The organism is Arthrobacter sp. 05L417 (genome assembly GCF_056397865.1).
The window spans coordinates 110,473-128,233 of sequence record NZ_JBFTOG010000002.1; the positions used below are offsets into that span (position 1 = coordinate 110,473).

Sequence of the window (17,761 nt, forward strand, 5' to 3'; positions counted from 1 at the left end):
CTGGCAGGGCTCCTGTCCTTAGCGCTGCCCCAGTTCGACGCCGTTTTCTTCCAGCTCTGCGTAAGTCTCGTCAAGATCTTCCGCGATTCCGGCGGTGAGATCACCGATCACTGTCACGGAGTAGCCCGCTTGCACGGCGTCCAGCGCGGTGGCCCTGACGCAGTAGTCCGTGGCGATTCCCACTACGACGACTTCTTCCACTCCGTGGCTCTGCAGCCAGTCATCGAGCCCGAGGGCGTCCTCGTCCAGCTCGACGGAGGGGACCGCGCCGGGCGTGAGCTCGCCCATGGGCACTTCGTCTTCAGGCGCGAGGACTCCTTCGAAGCCTGAATAGGCGGCGGTGTACTGTCCCTTGCGGAAGTAGGCCTGGACGTATTCGGCGTCGAGATCCGGGTGGAGTTCGGCGCCCTTGCTCCCGGCGCGGCAATGCGGCGGCCAACTGTCCACGAAGTCCGGGGTTTCCGAAAAATGGCTGCCCGGGTCCACGTGCCAGTCCTGCGTGGCCACGACATGGTCGAAATGCTGATGGTTCTCGTCAAGGTATTCGCTGATAGCGGCAGCCGTAGCGGCGCCGCCTTCCACGGCGAGGGAGCCGCCCTCGCAGAAATCGTTCTGGACGTCCACGATGATCAGGGCGCGGGACATTCAGTCCTCCTCGTAGACGGTGGGGATTGCGGGCTCGCCGCGCTGCAGCCTCCGGACTACCGGGGGGAGTTCGGCCATGGTGGCAGCGTGGCGTTCCTGTGCCCGGACCACGCCCTCGTGTCCGGTCCATCCCGGGAGCAGCTCACCGTTCTTGACGAACTGCTGGAGCAAGGGGCGGTCGTTGCCGTCGTCTTCAGGGCGGTGTCCGATGCCCACGATCTCCTGGGTTGCGATGCCGAGTTCGTTGAGTTTGCGGAGGGCGTATTTGCGGCCGCCCACGCTGGCCTTGTTCTTGGCTATTTTGGCCACGGGAACGAATTCACCGTCATCGTTGGTCCGGCTGACGAGTTTGTAGACCATGCTGGCCGTCGGAGCTCCCGATCCCGTGACCAGCGAGGTGCCCACGCCGTACACATCCACCGGGGCCGATTGCAGGGCCGCGATGGCGAATTCATCGAGATCCGAGGTGACGACGATCCGGGTGTTGGTGTTGCCGAGGTTGTCCAGCAGCTCGCGGACCCACTGGGCCTGGGCCACGAGGTCTCCGGAGTCCAGGCGGACTGCCCCGAGCTTGTCACCCGCGAGTTCCACCGCGGTGCGTACGCCGACCTCGACGTCGTACGTGTCCACCAGGAGCGTGGTTCCCGGTCCGAAGGCCGAGATTTGCGCTTCGAAGGCTTCGCGCTCGGTGTCGTGCAGAAGCGTGAACGAATGGGCGGCTGTGCCCACGGTCTTGATGCCGTAACGGCGGCCGGCCTCAAGGTTGGAGGTACTGCCGAAACCGGCGATGACCGCGGCGCGGGCTGCAGCCGTCGCCGATTCCTCCTGGGTGCGCCGGGAGCCCATCTCGATGCACGGCCGGTTGCCGGCCGCGCTGGTCATGCGTGAAGCAGCCGAAGCAATCGCGGTGTCATGGTTGAGCACGGACAAGATGTACGTTTCAAGGATGCAGGCTTCCGCGAATGTGGATTCGACGATCAGGATGGGGGAGCCGGGGAAGTAGGCTTCGCCCTCCGGATAGCCCCAGATGTCGCCCGAAAACCTGTAGTCCGCGAGGAAGTCCAATGTCTGCCTGTCAACGACTTTGTGCTGATCGAGGAACGCGAGCTCGGCGTCTCCGAAACGGAAGTCCTTGATTCCCTCAAGCAGCCGGCCGGTGCCGGCCACGATGCCGTAGCGGCGGCCATCGGGCAAGCGGCGGGCGAAGGCCTCGAAGACGGAGCGCCGGTGCGCCGCGCCCGAATGGAGGGCAGCTTCCAGCATTGTCAGCTCGTAGTGATCGGTGTACAACGACGTGCGGGGGTGGTCCCAGGCGACGGATCTACTCACGAATTCACTCTAGTCCCCACCGGCTCCCACGTCTCGCTCCGCTCAACGCGGGGCCCTCGCCGGTGTGGGCCCACCCACCGGCTCCCACGTCTCGCTCCGCTCAACGCGGGGCCCTCGCCGGTCCACCGTCATTAGCTCGCCCAGACAACGCCATTAGAATGGACAGATGACCACTACCGTCGGCCCCGGCACAGCCCCCGGCACCTCTATAGCCACCTGTACGGGCACCAACACAGTGACAGACGCAGGCTTAAAGGGAGGGGAACGGACGGACATCTCGGAGCAGTCGTCCACCGACCTCCTCAGCGCTGCTGACATCCCTTGGAACCTCGTAGTCTGGAACGATCCCGTCAATCTCATGAGCTACGTGAGCTACGTGTTCCAGAGCTACTTCGGCTATTCCGAGGCCAAATCAAACAAACTCATGCTTGAGGTCCACAAGAAGGGCCGTTCCATCGTGGCGTACGGTGGCAAGGAACAGGTGGAGCAGCACGCGGTTGCCATGCACGGCTACGGTCTGTGGGCAACGGTTGAAAAGGCAAGCAGCGGCGACGGCCGGGGACGCAAGGGCGGCGCACGTGGCTAAGGCTTTCAAATACGGACTCAAAGGCATTACCGGCTATCTTGAGCCCGCCGAGCGCGAACTCCTGCGCGGACTCCTGGACGATGTCATTTCGATGCTGGAACCAGAGCTGTCGAGGAACGAAGATCCCCTGACGGCCTTGATCGGCCTGGACATGAACGTCAAGGAACCGTCCGATCGCGCCCTTTTGCGGCTCTTGCCGAACGTCATGAAGAACGACGACGCCGCGTCCCTGGAGTTCCGCCAGCTCACCGAGCGCTCGCTGCGGGAAGGGAAAATCGGCGCGCTTCGGGCGGCCGCGATGGGCCTGGACCGAAACGAGCTCGTCCTCACCCGCGAGGAGGCGAAGCTCTGGTCCATGGCCCTCAACGATGTTCGTTTGGTGCTGGCGGAGCGCCTCGATATCCGCGACGAAGAAGATGCCGACCATGTGCACGCCATGCAGGACTGGTCGCAGGCCGAAGACGTAGAGAGCTACCTGGCGCTCGTCTACAACTTCACCACCTGGCTTCAGGAATCGTTGGTCCAGGCCATGATGGCCTCGATGGACCGGAAACCCTGAGTGGAATTGCCGGGGCTTGTGGCCGTCCGTGTGACAAAACAGACACGAGGCCCCCGCCACATGTCGTGGCTGCAGCACATGCCTTGGCTTATTCTCTAAGAATCATGAACTCAGCATCGGACCCGGTATCGGGTGGGGAGAGCGCCGCGGCGGCGCCGGAGTCACAGCGCAAGCCCGAGTCACAGCGCAAGCCGGAAACACTGAACAACCACGCACACAACCCCTTGCTGGGATCACGCCCCATCGGGGTCTTCGATTCCGGAGTCGGTGGACTGACCGTGGCACGGTCCATCATCGACCAATTGCCCCATGAGTCGATCATCTACGTGGGGGACACGGCCAACGGACCGTACGGGCCGCTCCCCATCGCCGAAGTCCGGGCCAATGCCCTCGGCGTCATGGACGAGCTCGTGGACTCCGGCGTGAAACTCCTGACCATCGCCTGCAACTCAGCCTCGGCCGCAGTCTTGCGCGATGCCCGCGAACGCTACACGGCCCGCTACGGGATCCCCGTCATCGAGGTCATCCAACCCGCAGTCCGCCGGGCGGTGGCCGCGACGAGATCCGGCAGGATCGGCGTGATCGGGACATCGGCCACAGTGGGTTCCCGCGCTTACGAGGACACCTTTGCCGCAGCCCCGGACCTCAGCATCACCTCGGTAGCCTGCCCTGAATTCGTGAGCTTCGTGGAGGCCGGCATTACGACCGGCCCCGAGCTGCTGGCCGCGGCCCACGAATACCTGGAACCGCTCAGGGATGCCGGCGTGGACACCGTGGTGCTGGGCTGCACGCACTATCCCTTGCTCACTGGCGTGATCTCCTACGTCATGGGGGACGACGTCACTCTTGTGTCGAGCGCCGAAGAGACCGCCAAAGACGTTTACCGCGCCTTGGCCACCCACGGGATCCAGCGGACCGATGCCGGCTTGCCCCGGCACGACTTCATGGCCACCGGCGACGCCGTGCAGTTTGAAACCCTGGCGCGCCGTTTCCTCGGCCCGGAGGTCCTGTCCGTGCGCCACGTGGACCATGTGGCCGCCCAATACCCGACCGGAAGCCTCGCCCGCATCACCCCGGAAATGTTGGAGGCCGCCCGCGCAGGCGGCCATCATGCGAGGACGTCCAATTTCGTTGACCCTGCAGCCTTCACCGTGAACGACTTCGGCGCGGCCCGCGGGGGCCGCATCCAGTGAAACTGACCATTGTTGGCTGCACAGGTTCCTTCCCCGGTCCCGGGTCGCCGGCGTCGTGCTATCTACTGACCGCGCACGACGGTGAGCGCCAGTGGAAGATCGTCATGGACCTCGGCAGCGGCGCCCTCGGGGCCATACAGCGCTACACGGACCTCGAAGACATCGACGCCATCTTCCTGACCCACTTGCACCCGGATCATTGCATGGACCTTTGCGGACTGCACGTGGCCGTACGCTGGAAGCCGGGCGGCTGGGGGCGGGACAGGATCCCCGTCTGGGGGCCGGCCGCGACCGCCGACCGCATGGCCACCGCCTATGGGCTCGATCTGGACCCGGGAATGCACGAGGAATTCGACTTCAGCAACTGGAGCGAACGCCAATCCGTGCAGCTCGGACCGTTCACCGTGACGCCGTTTGCCGTGAACCACCCTGTGGAAGAGGCCTACGCCTTGCGCGTGGAGGTCACCGAGCCGGACAAAGAAGGCAAAGCGGTGAGCCGCATCCTGACGTACTCGGGAGACACCGACTCGTGCCAAGGCCTAGAGGATGCTGCCCGGAATGCCGATCTCTTCCTGTGCGAGGCCGCCTTTGAAGAAGGGCGCGACGACGACATCAAGGATGTGCACTTGACCGGCAAGCGCGCGGGCCAGGCGGCGACAGCCGCCGGAGCCCGACGCCTCCTGCTGACTCACATCCCTGTGTGGACATCGCAGACCAAAGTCATGGCAGAGGCGCGGCCCGAGTTTGCCGGCGATGTCGCCGTCGCGGTTGCCGGAGTCCACTACACCGTTTGAACCCGCAGTCCAACTGAGTAGTCCGGCGTGGGCCACCGGATCGCTAAGCTTGCAGTATGACTTCCGAAGCCACATCTGTCCCCGTCATCCGTGCCGACGGCCGCACGCCCGATCAACTCCGTCCCATCAGCATCACCCGCGGCTGGTCCAAGCAGGCCGAAGGTTCGGCCCTGATCGAATTCGGCAACACCCGGGTGCTGTGCACGGCTTCCCTGACCGAGGGCGTTCCGCGTTGGCTCAAAGGCGAAGGCCGGGGCTGGGTCACGGCCGAGTACGCCATGCTGCCGCGGGCCACGAACACCCGTTCCGACCGTGAGTCGGTCAAAGGCAGGATCGGCGGACGCACCCACGAAATTTCGCGCCTGATCGGCCGCTCGCTGCGTTCCATTATCGACACCAAGGCCCTGGGCGAGAACACGATCGTGCTGGACTGCGACGTCCTGCAGGCCGACGGCGGCACCCGCACCGCCGCGATCACAGGCGCCTACGTAGCGCTCGCAGAAGCGATTCGCTTCGCCCGCGAGAACAAGATGATCGCCAAGAACGCACAGCCGCTGATCGACACGATCGCTGCCGTCTCCGTGGGAATCATCGACGGCATCCCGATGCTGGACCTGCCCTACGTCGAGGACGTTCGCGCCGAAACCGACATGAACGTGGTGGTCACGGGCTCCGGGAAGTTCGTGGAAGTCCAGGGCACCGCGGAGGGAGCCCCCTTCGACCGCGATGAACTGAATGCCTTGCTGGACCTCGCCCTCATCGGCACGGGCGAGTTGGCGGCAATCCAGCGCGAGACCCTGGCCGAGGCTCCGTGAGCGGGGCAACGACGCCGCGGCTCGTTCTCGCTACCCACAACAAAGGAAAACTGCGCGAACTCAGGGAACTGCTCAGGGGGCAGGTACCAGGACTCGACGTCGATACCCAAGTGATTGACGCGGCCGCGGCCGGCGCTCCCGATGTTGCCGAGACCGGCGTGACGTTTGCCGAGAATTCGCTGCTCAAGGCACGGGCCGTGGCTGAAGCCACGGGAATGGTAGCGATCGCCGATGACTCGGGACTGGCCGTGGACGTCCTGGGTGGGGCTCCGGGTATCTTCTCGGCCCGCTGGTCCGGCCGGCACGGTGACGACGCCGCCAACCTCCAGCTCCTGCTGGCGCAGCTCTCGGACGTCCCCGACGCACACCGGGGAGCAGCGTTTGTCTGCGCGGCGGCACTCGCTGTACCGGCCGCCGTCGACGGCGGGGCGCGCGAGGTGGTCGAGTACGGCCAGCTGGAAGGCACTCTCTTGCATGAGCCCCGCGGCGCGGGTGGATTCGGTTATGACCCCGTACTCCAGCCGCAGGGGCTGGACCGCAGTTGCGCGGAGCTGAGTTCCGAGGAGAAGAACGCCATCAGCCACCGCGGCAAGGCGTTCAGGGCTCTGCTACCGGCTATCGTGGACGCCCTGCGATAAAACTCCTGTAGGTATTAACGAGAGAGGCACCCCGCAGGCGAACTGCGGGGTGCCTCTTCTATAAGCCAGTGGGCTTAGCGCTCGCCGTGCTTTCCGGCTTCGTGTCCGTCGATGAACTCTTCGACTGGTTCAGTTCCACGGTCCGTGGCCTTGCGCTTGGCCAGGAGGCCGCGGATGACCTCGACGGCGACGGGGATCACCGAGAGCAGGACGATGACCACGAAGATGATGTCGAGGTTGTCCCGGACCCACGGAACCTTGTTTCCGAGAAGGTAGCCGAGCAGCGTGACGCCGCCACCCCAGAGCACGGCCCCGATGACGTTGAAAATGAAGAACTTGCGCTTGTCCATCTGCGCGACGCCGACGATCACCGGGACGAAGGTGCGGATGATCGGAACAAAGCGGGCCAGGATCAGGGCCTTGCCGCCATGTTTTTCGAAGAAGGCGTGTGCGCTCTCGACGTTCTCCCGTTTGAACAGCTTGGAATCAGGCTTGTTGAAGATCGCGGGTCCGGCTTTGGAACCAATGAGGTAGCCGCTCTGGTTGCCGATGATCGCAGACACGACGATGAGGGCGACGAGTGCCCAGATATTGAACTTGATGGTATCCGTGGCGACCAGCAACCCTGCGGTGAAGAGCATCGAATCGCCAGGCAGGAAGAAGCCCACCAGAAGTCCGGTCTCGGCGAACACAATGCCGCACACGAGCAGGACTACCCATGGTGCCAAGGCGGGGTCGGCCAGGAAGATCTGGGGGTTCAACCAGTCGGGGAGGAGCGCGGACATATGCGGCTGCACCTGCCCTGCACCCCCCAAAGCGGATACGGCAAAGTCGTTCATCGCAGAAAGGGTCACCCTTCAAGGGTACGGGACATCCGCCGTCGGGCCCTTGAGTCATCCGCTGGGGGTGTCTGACAGACACTGCCACCTTTCGCCGGACGTGGGTAGCGTGGTGGACATGGGCAGAAGAGACGAAAACTTCTGCGTCCGCACCTAACTGAACATGAGTGACGAGGAAGAACTGTTGAAGCGAGACGTAGCCATATCCAGGACACCGGCGAAGGTCGCCGCCGGGCCAGCCCCGGTGTTCCCGTGGGGAGGTCTTCTGATCCTCGCCGCGGCAGGTTTCACTGCCGTTACCACCGAACTCCTCCCGTCCGGACTACTTCCACAGATCAGCCGGGACCTGGGAGTAGATGAGGCGGCAGTGGGTTCCCTGACGGCCGCCTATGCAGCAGTCATCGTGTTTACAGCGCTTCCCTTGTCGAGGCTGCTCGGCGGACGGGTCCCGCGCAAGGGGTTGTTGATCGGCACGGTGCTCGCGTTCGCCCTAAGCAACGTGCTGTTGGCTTCCAGCCCGAGCCTGGGCTTCGCAGTTGCCGCGAGGCTCCTCGGGGGTGTGGCCCACGGGATGCTGTGGTCAAGCATGGCCCCCTACGTTGCCAGGATCGTTCCGTCGCACTCCGTCGGAAAAGCAATGGCCGTGGTCTTCAGCGGCAACAGCATCGCGCTGGCTGTGGGCGCTCCGATCGGCACGCTCATGGGCTCGGTGCTTACATGGCGGGTTTCCTTCCTTATCCTGGCCGGAGTCGGTGCAGTTCTCGCGTTGCTGGCCGTTTGGGTGCTCCCCTCCGCTCATGACGAGGACAGCAATACGACACCGACTCTTCGCGGAGCACTGAAGCTGCCTGGCGTGATCGCGGTGGCCACAGCCTGGCCGCTCTTGCTTTTGGGTCACTTCACCCTCTTCACCTACATCGCGCCGTTCCTCCACGTCTCCGGCCTGCCGGATGCCTTCACGAGCATTTCGTTGTCCGTGGTGGGGGCTGCCAGCCTCGTGGGGATCTGGATCGCCGGCCTCACCGCCGATTCCCATCCGCGGCGCTCCCTGCTTTCCGCTGTCGCCCTGCTCATGCTCGCCTTCGGCCTCTTGCCGCTACTTGGCGGCACCTGGGTAGGCGAACTCGTCCTGGTGACCGTGTGGGGTACCGCCTTCGGGGCCATCGGCATCTACAACCAGGCAGCAATCCTTCGCGCCGGCGGAGAACACAGGGACGCCGCGAACGGCTTGACGGTGGTCACCATTCAACTGGGCATCGCTGTCGGCGCGGGGTATGGCGCCCTGGCCCTGACTACTGTCGGCGCCCTGTGGGTGCCGCTTGCCGCGGCCGTCCCGACGGCGGCAGCGCTCGCAATCATCCTGGCCAGCCGCCGCGGCGGCTACCCCGCCGGTCCCCGGGAAGCACGCACTTCACCAGTCCACCTGTAACCTTGACCAGTGGCATTGGACTTTACGGCGATCGACTTTGAAACTGCGAACGGCTTCAGGGGTTCTCCGTGCTCGGTCGGGCTGAGCAAGGTCCGCGGCGGGGTCGTGGTGGAGGAAGCTTCATGGCTCATGCGGCCGCCGGAAAACCACGACCACTTCGAGTACCACAACACGCGGATCCACGGCATTCGCGCCGAGGACGTCGCCGGCGCTCCACGCTTTGGCGAACTCTTCCCTGAAATCGGGGCTTTCATCGGCGGAGACATCCTTGCCGCCCACAATGCGGCGTTCGATCTGGGCGTCATCCGTTCCGGACTCGAAGTTTCCGGCCTGCCTGGCCCCGCATACGAGTACGTCTGCACGGTGATGTTATCCCGGCGCTGCTACTCCTTGGTATCCAATTCCTTGCCCTACGCGGCAGAGGAGGCGGGCGTGCCCCTCGTGAACCATCACGACGCCGCGGAGGACGCCCGGGCCTGCGCCGGAATCCTGGTGGACATCGCGCAGAGGAACAACGCCAACAGCATCGCCGAGCTGTACTTGTCCCTCGGCCTGGCCATTCCCAAACAGCAGGCCTTCCAGCCAGGAGACGGACTGTCCAAACAAACGCTCGCTGCGCTCGCGGGCGTCGGTGGAGTGCGCGACGCGGTCGCCGGCCGGTCCGGCGTCGGGAATGGCGCCGGCCAGCTTGGACGCGCCTGGAGCAATTGGCCTGAAGAAGGCACCAATCCGGAGCCCAACCCTGCAGCGGAACCGGGCCACCCTCTGTTCGGGCAGACCGTCGTCTTCACAGGTGAGCTTGCGATTGCCCGGCTGGAAGCGAAACAGCGGGCAGCGGAGATGGGTGCGCGTCCGGAGAGCCGCGTGACCGGGAGGACCACGGTCCTCGTGGTGGGCGACGGCTTTGTAGCCGGCGATCTCCGGAATGGTTGCCTCACCGGCAAAGCCAAAAGGGTCCTGGAGTTGCACAGCCGCGGCCAGCAGATCGAGGTGCTGTCCGAGGGGGAGTTCCTGCAGATGGTCGGCGGACGCTAGCCACGTCGAATTTCACACGGAGCAACAAAGCTTCCCGTTGTGTCGCGGCGCTCCTAGCCTTGAGCCATGACACAGGGAAAACAGGCCGGCACTGCAGGGTTGACCGCAGCTCCCGCACCCACTGGATGGCGCGCCGTCTTCGCTTTCCCCAATCCGGTCAATGAGTACGCCGCGAGGATCACGGCCGGCCTGGTGGTTGTTGCTGCAGTGGCCACCCTCGTGAGCGGCCTCGGCTGGGGACTCGCGTTGATCGCCGCCGGCTTCTGGCTGCGGGTGTTGTTCGGGCCGAGGATCTCGCCGTTCGCCTTGCTATCCGTCAAAGTCCTGGCACCCAGGGTGGGTCCTGCCAAACTTGTCCCGGGACCGCCCAAGCGTTTCGCGCAGGGAATCGGCGCGGTGCTCAGCACCGCGGCCGTGGTCCTGTTCTTCGCCGGTTTCGCTTCAGGTGCCTGGATCCTGCTCGCCTTGCTGATCGTCGCGGCGTCCCTCGAATCGTTTGTGGGATTCTGCCTGGGCTGCGCCATTTTCGGGTTCCTGCAGAGGCGCGGCCTCATCCCCGAGGACGTCTGCGAAGCGTGCAACAACATTGCGCTTCGCAGGCTTTGAACCGTTTGGCTCTTAGCCCACCGTGACGGCGATGAGCCGTTGCGCCATCCCGCGGATGACCTCAGGGGCTTCAAGGGCTTCAAGCCAGTCCGAGGGCAGTGCCTCTTCCCCATGGAGTGCCCCGAGGATATTGCCGGCGATCGACGCGGTGGAGTCGCTGTCACCGCTGTGGTTCAGCGCCACCGCTATGGCCTGGCGGAAATGGGCGGCCGGATCGCGCTGAGCTTCTGCCGCGGTTGCCAGCACCGCGTAGAGCCCGACGGCGAGTGCCTCCTCCGCGACCCAGCCCTCGCCTAGTTGCGCGGTGAGTTCTTCCGGGCTGAGCAGCGTGCCGGTGGAAGACAGTTCCAGCGCCTCCCGGAGGCGCCCTAGGAGCTCGGGATCTGGATCCGGCAGTGCTGACACCACGCTCAAGGCATGCTCAGCCGCAGTCCGCACATCCGAGCCCGCGGTCACCTTGTGCACGAGCACGCTGAAGGCACCCGCGCTTTGCCGCGCCGAAGGGTGTCCGTGGGTCAAAGACGCGGCATCCGTGCTCAGCTTGTAGACTGCGGCCTCGGAAATATGCGGGACAAGGCCAAACGGAGCGGACCGCATGACCGTGCCGCAGCCTTTGGATTCCGGATTGACGGGCCGGAACTTGGTTCCCATCTGGCCTGTAGCGAGCCCGCTCAGGCACGCTTTGCCCGGATGCCTGCGGTGCCGGAGTACCTCCTGGCTGTCGATCCACCGCGGCTGGGGAGCGGGAGCAGACGCAGGCAACGCCACACCCTGCGTAGCGAGCCATCGCAGGTACGCGAGCCACAGGCACGCCGTTTCATCAGCTGCTACGCCGTCGTTGGCCCACTCGAGGGCTTCCACGAGGCCGTCAACGGTGTACAGCGTCATCTGGGTGTCGTCCGAAAAGTGGCTGCCGCCGTCGAGCTGGCCAAAAGAGGTGAGGCCCGCGGCGCCGAAGCGGGAACGGATGGTGGCTACGTCGTCGAACTCCACGGCGTAGCCGAGCGAATCACCCAAGGCGCCTCCCAGCAGGCAGCCGTGAACCCGGGACTCGAAGGACGGCATGGTGGAGGGGGACGGTTCAGCAGTCATAGTGGTAATTTACCGTGGCTGCATCGCCGGCCTTCACCTGCCCGCTGATACGGTGGCTCGTGAACCAGGAGGCATGATGCGTGAACCCGCGTGGCGGAAAACCGGAAAGACCCCGGACTACAGATTCTCGCTCGCGAATGAGCGCACCTTCCTCGCCTGGATCCGTACTTCCTTGGCGCTGCTGGCTGGTGCCGTCGCTATCGATCAGCTCGCCCCGAACATCGCGCCGCAGCCCGTGCGCATTGTCTTGTGCGTCGTGCTTTCCATGATCGGCGCCGGCCTCGCGACGCTTGCCTACCGCCGGTGGGCGCAGATGGAGGCGGCCATGCGCAACGACGAAGCCCTGCCGTTCTCACGGGTCATGCTGCTGATGACGATCGTGGTTGCCGTGGCAGCGTTCACCTTTGCCGTGCTGATCCTGGTGGCGCGTTGAGCATTGAAGCCAGGGATCGGGGGCTGCAACCGGAGCGCACCACGCTGGCTTGGCGGCGGACCCTGATTTCGCTTCTCGTGGTGGACCTCTTCATCTGGCGCCGGTGGTTGACGGCCAAGTCCGGCGCGGGGCAACTGCCCACCGGGATACCGGGGCTCGATTATCAGGGAATCTGCGCCTTGACGGCCGCCGCTGCGACGATCGTCCTGGGCTGCGTTGTCTGGGTCAGGTCTCATCAGTTGCACCATGGCGCGGAGGAAGCGTCGGCTATCTTGATGCTTGCGAGCGCCCTGTCCATCATCGCGCTCGCCTGCGCTGCGGTCGCCGCAATCGCGTTGGGCGGCTAGGCTCGGATTCAGGAAGCGTCCAGACTCGGCTGACAGGATGCTGCGGGGCAAGAGTGCGGTCCGCTGCAGGGCTTCTTGCCGTGCCAGGAGTGCTCGCCTCCGCAACAGACCACCCGAACTTCGAACAAAGGAATCCCTCGACATGACCACAACTGTGTCCGCTCCCTCCTCCCGCGGATCCCGGCTCCTAGCCCGGGCGTCCGCTGAAGCTCTGGGGACGCTGTTCCTTGTGGTTATTGGCTTGGGCGTGCTGATCTTCATCAACCCCCAGGCGGTTCCGATGCCGGCCTCGCTGGCTAGCGGTCTGACCGTTACTGCTGCCATGCTCGCCTTCGGTTACTTGTCGGGCGGGCACTTCAACCCGGCCATCACGGTTGGCCACCTGGTTGCCGGCCGGATGAAGCTTGTGGATGGGGCCGCGTACGTTGGGGCCCAGATTGTGGGCGGCTTGCTGGGCGCGTTGGCGATTTTCGCCGTCGTCCGAACCGTTCCCGGGATCACTGACAGCCGGACCGTCTTTGACACGGCAACCTCCGGCTTCGGTACGCATTCGAGCTTCCAGGTTCCCGTCACCGGCGTGATGCTCATAGAGATCCTGGGTGCTGCGCTCCTCGTGGGTGTCTTCCTGGGCGCCACCGCGCGTCGCAATCCCGGCAAAATCGCAGCACCGTTCGCCGTCGGCCTGACAGTCGCAGTCCTGCTGCAGCTGGGCCAATCCACCGGCAACCTTGCCTTCAACCCCGCACGTGCCACCGCCTCCGCCATCTTCAGCTCGAGCTGGGCAGTGGAGCAGCTCTGGCTCTTCTGGGTCGCACCTGTGGTGGGCGCGGCGATCGCAGGCCTCATCTTCCGCGGCTTCGGCGAAACTGCTCCGGCGGCCGTGCCTGAGGTCGAAGAACCGTTGCCGGCCGACGGCTGGGACGAAAAGTCCGACGACGACGCTGAAGCTGCTGCCCCGGAAAGTGCGGCCGAGGTTTCCACGCCGGCTCCTGCGCCCACCGCGGCACCCGCGGAAGAGAAGCCCGACGCCGACCCGGCCCGTGATTTCTTCGACGGCAAGCGGGGCTGACACAGGAATTCAGCTGCCCGGAAGGCCATGTTACGGACGGTGCCGCCGCGCCGCGCCAATAATGTCCGTGCCTCCAGTTAGCTTGAAAACATGAGGCTTTTGCATACTTCGGATTGGCATCTGGGACGCTCGTTCCATGGCGCCGGGATGCTTGACGCCCAGCGCAATTTCCTCGAGCAATTGCTGGCAGTCGTTCGGGAACAGTCGGTGGACGTCGTCTTGATTGCCGGGGACGTCTACGACCGTGCGCTGCCTGCCCTGGATGTCGTGAAGCTTCTCGACGACGCCCTCGTGCGGATCACGGATGCCGGAGCCAAGGTGGTCCTGACAAGCGGCAACCACGATTCCGCGATCCGCCTTGGTTTCGCCTCACGCCTGCTGGAGCGCGGGGGAGTCCATTTGCGGACCCGGGTAGAGGATCTCGATTCCCCTGTCCTGTTTCCGCTGGATGGCGAGGACGGCGCGGCTCAGCCGGGTGCGCCCGTGCTTGCCGTCTATGGGATTCCGTACCTTGAACCGCGGCTTGTCGCCGAACGGCTCGGCACCCAAACACCGAGCCACTTTGACGTCACGCAGGCCGCGGTCCAGCTCATCCGTGAGGACATTGCCCGGAGAAGCGAAGCAGGGCCGGTGCACTCGGTTGTGCTGGCACATACCTTCGCGAGCGGCGGCATCACCTCGGACAGTGAACGCGATTTGAGCATCGGCGGTTTGGGGGCAGTGCCCCTGGATCTCTTCGATGGCTTCGGCTACACGGCCCTCGGACATCTGCACGGTCGCCAGGAACTTTCGGAGCACGTCCGCTATTCAGGTTCGCCGCTGGCGTACTCGTTCTCGGAGGCCAAGCATCGGAAGGGTGCATGGCTGATTGATGTCGGCGTCAACGGTGTTGAGAGCGTAGGGGAAATTCTGTGGAAAGCACCGCGGGAGCTGGCCATTCTCCGGGGGAAGCTCGCTGAGCTTTTGGAATCGGAGGAATATTCCTGGGCCGAGACTGCGTATTGCCAAGTCACCCTCACGGACTCCGCACGGCCGGCGCAGGCTATGGAACAGCTCCGTGCCCGTTTCCCGGACACGCTGGTGCTGGGCTTTGACCCTGAAGACGCCGCGGGAAAGGTCAAAGCCAGCTACAGCAGCAGGCTTGCAGAGGCCGAAGACGATCTTGGTGTTTGCTGCGGCTTCCTCGACCATGTGCGCGGGAGGCCCGCTGACGACGCTGAACTTTCCGCCCTTCGTGAAGCCCTGGAATCGGTCCGGCTGGAAGGAGCAGAGCTGTGAGAATCCACCGCCTTGAAATCGAGGCTTTCGGTCCGTTTGCCGGGCTTCAGTCAATCGACTTCGACCAGCTGGGTGCACAGGGCCTGTTCCTCTTGAATGGCGCCACCGGCGCGGGAAAGACGAGCGTGCTCGACGCTATCTGCTTTGCCTTGTATGGCTCGGTGCCAGGCGCCCGCCAGGACGGCAAACGCCTGCGGAGCGATCACGCGGAACCGGCTGCGGAGCCCCGGGTGGTCTGCGAATTCTCGGCGCGCGGCAGGCGCTTCGAGGTCACCCGCTCCCCGGCATGGGACCGGCCAAGCGCCCGTGGACGCAAGGGATTCACCACGCAGCAGGCCAAAACGCTACTGCGCGAACGGGTCAATGGTTTGTGGGAAGAAAAGACTTCCCGCAACGACGAAGCCGGCATGGAAATCGGTGACGTCCTGGGCATGGACCGGGAACAGTTCACCAGGGTGGTCATGCTCCCGCAGGGAGACTTCGCGGCTTTCCTGCGTTCCAAGGCTTCCGACCGGCTGGATCTCCTGCAGAAACTCTTCGGAACCCAGCGTTTTGAAGCGATCGAGCAGCAGTTGGTACTCCAGGCAAACGCCGCGCGAGCAAAAGTGCAGGACAACCAGCACGGACTTCAGCTTCTCGTGCAGCGGGCGGAGTCAGAGTACGCGCAACTGGGCATCGAAGAAGCCAGCGATCCGGGTCTCGATGACGCAGGATCCAACGAGTCCACGCCCGAACTCCGGCTAGGGACCCTCGAGGCCCGGGCCCGGGCCGAATCTTTGGAGCGGCAGCAAGCTGCAATCTCTGCCGATGCCGTCCGGCTTCAGCTGGCAGACAAACTCAGCTCCGCCCGGGAACGGGTTCAACGGCACGCGAAGCTCGACGCCGCCACGCGCCGGCGCGAAGTCCTCGCCACACGTGCGGCTGAAGTGCAGGAATTCCGCGAGCGGCTTGGACGCCACCGCAAAGCCGCCGTCCTCGGCGGACAGCTCAACGCCGTCGACCGCGCCGCGAAGGCCTTAGACCTCGCGGGCGCGAAGGCGGAGTCGGCGACGGCGAAGCTTCTTGCCGCCTCTCTGGACGCAAGCGACCCCGGAGCGTCCCTGGCCAGGATTCAAGAAACGATGGCCATTGTGGAGGCCCGTGTCGGGGACGAACAGAAGCTCGAGGACATCACTGCCAGGCTTGACGCGCTTGAGCTGGCGGCAGGACAACGGGAGTCGGCCAAAGCAGCGCGGTCCGTCGCATTGGCCGGTCTTCGCGCGGAGGCGGCTGCCTTGGAAGGCGAGTTGGTCCCGCTGGAAGCGGCCGCTGTGGAGCTGCCCCTCCGCGAAAGCGAAGCTGCAGCAGCGCAGAACACGGTCAAAACCGTAGCCCGTTACACAATCGCCCTTGATTCCCAGTCCGCGGCAGTGAAGCGCCACGCGTTGGCCCGGGCCCTCTCCCAGGACCTCCGGCAACTCTGGCTGGATCTCCGCGAATCCCGGCTGGCCAATGCCGCCGCCGAACTCGCCGCAAAGCTGCACGACGGCGAAGCATGCCCCGTCTGCGGAAGCTCCGAACACCCGTCTCCGGCGCCAGCCGGGCTAACCGCCTTGGCCCTTGCCGAGGAAGAGCAATCCGCCCATGAACGCTATGACGAGAGCGAGCACGAACTGTTGCAGGCGGCGGCCGAGCTCGCGTCCGCCGAGCAGGAAGTTGCCGTGCTCGCCGCCCAAGGCGGAGATATCGATCCGAAGGAAGCCGCTTCGGCGGAGGCCGTAGCCAGAGACGCCCTGGCCTCGGCACGTTCCGCCGTCGACGGGCTCAAACGGGGCAAGACCGACCTTGCACGCGCGGCGGAGCGCATTGCCCGCTTGGAGGAAGAGCAAGTCCAGGAGGACACCGCCGCGGCGCAGGCTGCGTCCACCATGGTCCTGCTCGACGAACAACGCGAGTCCCTGGAGACCTTGCTTCGCGGCCTTCGTGATGGCTTCGACACACTGCGCGAGCGGATTGAGGCATTGACCGGGCAACGCGAGCTCCTGCAGTCCGCTGTGGCCGCGGGAGTGCAGTTGGAACGTGCCCGGGAGGCTTCGGATGATGCTTCCACAGCCTTGGAAACCGCCCTGTCGGCGAACGGATTCGACACCGCAGAGGCCGCGCGGCTCGAAATCCTCGACGAGCAGCACGCCGCGAGGCTCGATGAAACCATCAGGGCCGCGGAGACCGAGAGCGCCCGACTCGCGGAGGTCTTCGAGTCCGAGGAACTCGTGCTCGCTGCCAAGGAAGCGCAGATCGGTGAGGTGCCCCTGACCGCCGTCGAGCTCGCCGCCCTGGAACAGGAGGCCGGACAAACGGAAGAAACGGCCCGCCGGCTGGATCTAGCTGCGGGACTCGCTGCCAGGACGATGACCAGCCTGGCGGCGATCCGCTCACAGTACGAAGACGCTGCGGCATCCGGGCGCGGCCCCCGTGAACGCGCCCGGGTACTCAACGAGCTCGCTGAAACCGCCAGGGGAGCAGGCGATAACGGCTACAAGATGAGCCTCAACAGCTATGTCCTCGCTGCCCGCCTCGAACAGGTCGCGGCGGCGGCGTCGGAGCGGCTTATCGCCATGAGCGATGGCCGATACACCCTGCAGCACACGGACGCCAAGGCTGCCCGGGGCGCCAAATCCGGTCTGGGACTGGAAGTCGTGGATGAGTGGACAGGCCAGCGGCGGGACACCGCAACCCTGTCCGGAGGGGAGTCGTTCATGGCTTCGCTCGCGTTGGCCCTGGGGCTCGCGGATGTGGTCCAACAGGAGGCCGGCGGTGTAGACATCGAAACCTTGTTCGTGGATGAGGGTTTCGGGAGCCTTGACGAGCAATCCCTTGAGCAGGTCATGGATGCACTGGAGGGACTGCGCGACGGCGGCAGGGTCGTCGGACTGGTCAGCCACGTTGCGGAGATGAAACAGAGGATCAGCAGCCAGCTGCAAGTAATCAAAAACCGGAACGGTTCCACCGTGCGAATCGTCGACGCCGCCGCAGCCTAGACACCGGTTCAGGCTGCGGGCTCGTGTATGCGGCCCGCTGGAGCAGGCGCAGCCGTC

At 64.9% G+C, this 17,761-nt stretch carries 18 protein-coding genes; 14 read left to right on the forward strand and 4 right to left on the reverse strand.

Features of this window, described 5'->3' with window-relative positions:
* Window positions 1-18: 18 nt before the first annotated feature.
* Complete coding sequence (locus AC1DJW_RS02435) at window positions 19-645, reverse strand: isochorismatase family protein (RefSeq protein ID WP_284751205.1); 627 nt, start codon at window positions 643-645, stop codon at window positions 19-21.
* Window positions 646-1,974: a nicotinate phosphoribosyltransferase gene (locus tag AC1DJW_RS02440; protein ID WP_390279017.1), complete on the reverse strand. Its 1,329-nt coding sequence runs from the start codon at window positions 1,972-1,974 to the stop codon at window positions 646-648.
* Between the two features lie 166 nt (window positions 1,975-2,140).
* On the opposite strand from AC1DJW_RS02440, the gene clpS reads away from it, so the two are divergent.
* The 6 genes from clpS (at window position 2,141) to rdgB (ending at window position 6,559) form a co-directional block, all read left to right on the forward strand.
* The gene (gene clpS / locus AC1DJW_RS02445; RefSeq protein WP_476900613.1) at window positions 2,141-2,560 is read left to right on the forward strand and encodes an ATP-dependent Clp protease adapter ClpS; all 420 of its coding nucleotides are present in this window, start codon (window positions 2,141-2,143) and stop codon (window positions 2,558-2,560) included.
* Entirely contained in the window at window positions 2,553-3,119 is a 567-nt protein-coding gene (locus tag AC1DJW_RS02450) for a DUF2017 domain-containing protein (RefSeq protein WP_284751202.1), read from the forward strand. The genes clpS and AC1DJW_RS02450 overlap by 8 nt, the downstream gene beginning before the upstream one ends.
* 104 nt (window positions 3,120-3,223) lie before the next feature.
* Entirely contained in the window at window positions 3,224-4,312 is a 1,089-nt protein-coding gene (gene murI / locus AC1DJW_RS02455; RefSeq protein WP_390279014.1) for a glutamate racemase, read from the forward strand.
* Window positions 4,309-5,106: an MBL fold metallo-hydrolase gene (locus tag AC1DJW_RS02460; RefSeq protein ID WP_284751200.1), complete on the forward strand. Its 798-nt coding sequence runs from the start codon at window positions 4,309-4,311 to the stop codon at window positions 5,104-5,106. Before murI ends, AC1DJW_RS02460 begins: the two co-directional genes overlap by 4 nt.
* Window positions 5,107-5,162: 56 nt before the next feature.
* Window positions 5,163-5,921 carry a ribonuclease PH gene (rph, locus tag AC1DJW_RS02465; RefSeq protein ID WP_078108499.1) on the forward strand — a complete coding sequence of 253 codons (759 nt, stop codon included), beginning with the start codon at window positions 5,163-5,165 and terminating at the stop codon, window positions 5,919-5,921.
* Window positions 5,918-6,559 carry an RdgB/HAM1 family non-canonical purine NTP pyrophosphatase gene (rdgB, locus tag AC1DJW_RS02470; RefSeq protein WP_476900614.1) on the forward strand — a complete coding sequence of 214 codons (642 nt, stop codon included), beginning with the start codon at window positions 5,918-5,920 and terminating at the stop codon, window positions 6,557-6,559. Before rph ends, rdgB begins: the two co-directional genes overlap by 4 nt.
* Before the next feature lie 74 nt (window positions 6,560-6,633).
* Here the strand turns inward: rdgB and AC1DJW_RS02475 are convergent, their stop codons facing one another.
* Window positions 6,634-7,398: a VTT domain-containing protein gene (locus AC1DJW_RS02475; protein WP_476900712.1), complete on the reverse strand. Its 765-nt coding sequence runs from the start codon at window positions 7,396-7,398 to the stop codon at window positions 6,634-6,636.
* A gap of 163 nt (window positions 7,399-7,561) precedes the next feature.
* On the opposite strand from AC1DJW_RS02475, the gene AC1DJW_RS02480 reads away from it, so the two are divergent.
* From AC1DJW_RS02480 to AC1DJW_RS02490, 3 genes are all read left to right on the forward strand, one after another.
* Window positions 7,562-8,827 (forward strand): MFS transporter, encoded by a 1,266-nt coding sequence (locus AC1DJW_RS02480; RefSeq protein WP_459341293.1) that lies wholly within the window; start codon window positions 7,562-7,564, stop codon window positions 8,825-8,827.
* Between the two features lie 9 nt (window positions 8,828-8,836).
* Entirely contained in the window at window positions 8,837-9,862 is a 1,026-nt protein-coding gene (locus AC1DJW_RS02485; RefSeq protein ID WP_476900615.1) for a 3'-5' exonuclease, read from the forward strand.
* 66 nt (window positions 9,863-9,928) lie between these two features.
* Window positions 9,929-10,468, forward strand: coding sequence for a DUF4395 domain-containing protein (locus AC1DJW_RS02490; RefSeq protein WP_476900616.1), 540 nt, complete (start codon window positions 9,929-9,931; stop codon window positions 10,466-10,468).
* Between the two features lie 12 nt (window positions 10,469-10,480).
* On the opposite strand, the gene AC1DJW_RS02495 is transcribed toward AC1DJW_RS02490, so the two are convergent.
* Entirely contained in the window at window positions 10,481-11,560 is a 1,080-nt protein-coding gene (locus AC1DJW_RS02495) for an ADP-ribosylglycohydrolase family protein (protein ID WP_284751195.1), read from the reverse strand.
* 73 nt (window positions 11,561-11,633) lie between these two features.
* On the opposite strand from AC1DJW_RS02495, the gene AC1DJW_RS02500 reads away from it, so the two are divergent.
* The 5 genes from AC1DJW_RS02500 to AC1DJW_RS02520 all read left to right on the forward strand — a co-directional run bounded on the left by AC1DJW_RS02500 (window position 11,634) and on the right by AC1DJW_RS02520 (window position 17,704).
* Window positions 11,634-11,993, forward strand: coding sequence for a YidH family protein (locus AC1DJW_RS02500; RefSeq protein WP_284751194.1), 360 nt, complete (start codon window positions 11,634-11,636; stop codon window positions 11,991-11,993).
* Complete coding sequence (locus AC1DJW_RS02505; RefSeq protein ID WP_390279007.1) at window positions 11,990-12,340, forward strand: DUF202 domain-containing protein; 351 nt, start codon at window positions 11,990-11,992, stop codon at window positions 12,338-12,340. Before AC1DJW_RS02500 ends, AC1DJW_RS02505 begins: the two co-directional genes overlap by 4 nt.
* A 142-nt stretch (window positions 12,341-12,482) precedes the next feature.
* Window positions 12,483-13,409 (forward strand): MIP/aquaporin family protein, encoded by a 927-nt coding sequence (locus AC1DJW_RS02510; RefSeq protein ID WP_476900617.1) that lies wholly within the window; start codon window positions 12,483-12,485, stop codon window positions 13,407-13,409.
* 90 nt (window positions 13,410-13,499) lie between these two features.
* Window positions 13,500-14,687 carry an exonuclease SbcCD subunit D gene (locus AC1DJW_RS02515; protein WP_476900618.1) on the forward strand — a complete coding sequence of 396 codons (1,188 nt, stop codon included), beginning with the start codon at window positions 13,500-13,502 and terminating at the stop codon, window positions 14,685-14,687.
* Window positions 14,684-17,704, forward strand: a complete 3,021-nt coding sequence (locus tag AC1DJW_RS02520) for an AAA family ATPase (RefSeq protein ID WP_476900619.1) — start codon at window positions 14,684-14,686, stop codon at window positions 17,702-17,704. The genes AC1DJW_RS02515 and AC1DJW_RS02520 overlap by 4 nt, the downstream gene beginning before the upstream one ends.
* The last annotated feature ends 57 nt before the right edge of the window (window positions 17,705-17,761 follow it).

Coding starts and splice junctions, on each gene's coding strand:
- AC1DJW_RS02480 (WP_459341293.1), top strand. CDS start 7,562: ATGAGTGACGAGGAAGAACTGTTGAAGCGAGACGTAGCCATATCCAGG.
- AC1DJW_RS02500 (WP_284751194.1), top strand. CDS start 11,634: ATGATGCGTGAACCCGCGTGGCGGAAAACCGGAAAGACCCCGGACTAC.
- murI (WP_390279014.1), top strand. CDS start 3,224: ATGAACTCAGCATCGGACCCGGTATCGGGTGGGGAGAGCGCCGCGGCG.
- clpS (WP_476900613.1), top strand. CDS start 2,141: ATGACCACTACCGTCGGCCCCGGCACAGCCCCCGGCACCTCTATAGCC.
- rph (WP_078108499.1), top strand. CDS start 5,163: ATGACTTCCGAAGCCACATCTGTCCCCGTCATCCGTGCCGACGGCCGC.
- AC1DJW_RS02510 (WP_476900617.1), top strand. CDS start 12,483: ATGACCACAACTGTGTCCGCTCCCTCCTCCCGCGGATCCCGGCTCCTA.
- AC1DJW_RS02515 (WP_476900618.1), top strand. CDS start 13,500: ATGAGGCTTTTGCATACTTCGGATTGGCATCTGGGACGCTCGTTCCAT.
- AC1DJW_RS02495 (WP_284751195.1), bottom strand. CDS start 11,560: ATGACTGCTGAACCGTCCCCCTCCACCATGCCGTCCTTCGAGTCCCGG.
- AC1DJW_RS02435 (WP_284751205.1), bottom strand. CDS start 645: ATGTCCCGCGCCCTGATCATCGTGGACGTCCAGAACGATTTCTGCGAG.
- AC1DJW_RS02490 (WP_476900616.1), top strand. CDS start 9,929: ATGACACAGGGAAAACAGGCCGGCACTGCAGGGTTGACCGCAGCTCCC.
- AC1DJW_RS02475 (WP_476900712.1), bottom strand. CDS start 7,398: ATGAACGACTTTGCCGTATCCGCTTTGGGGGGTGCAGGGCAGGTGCAG.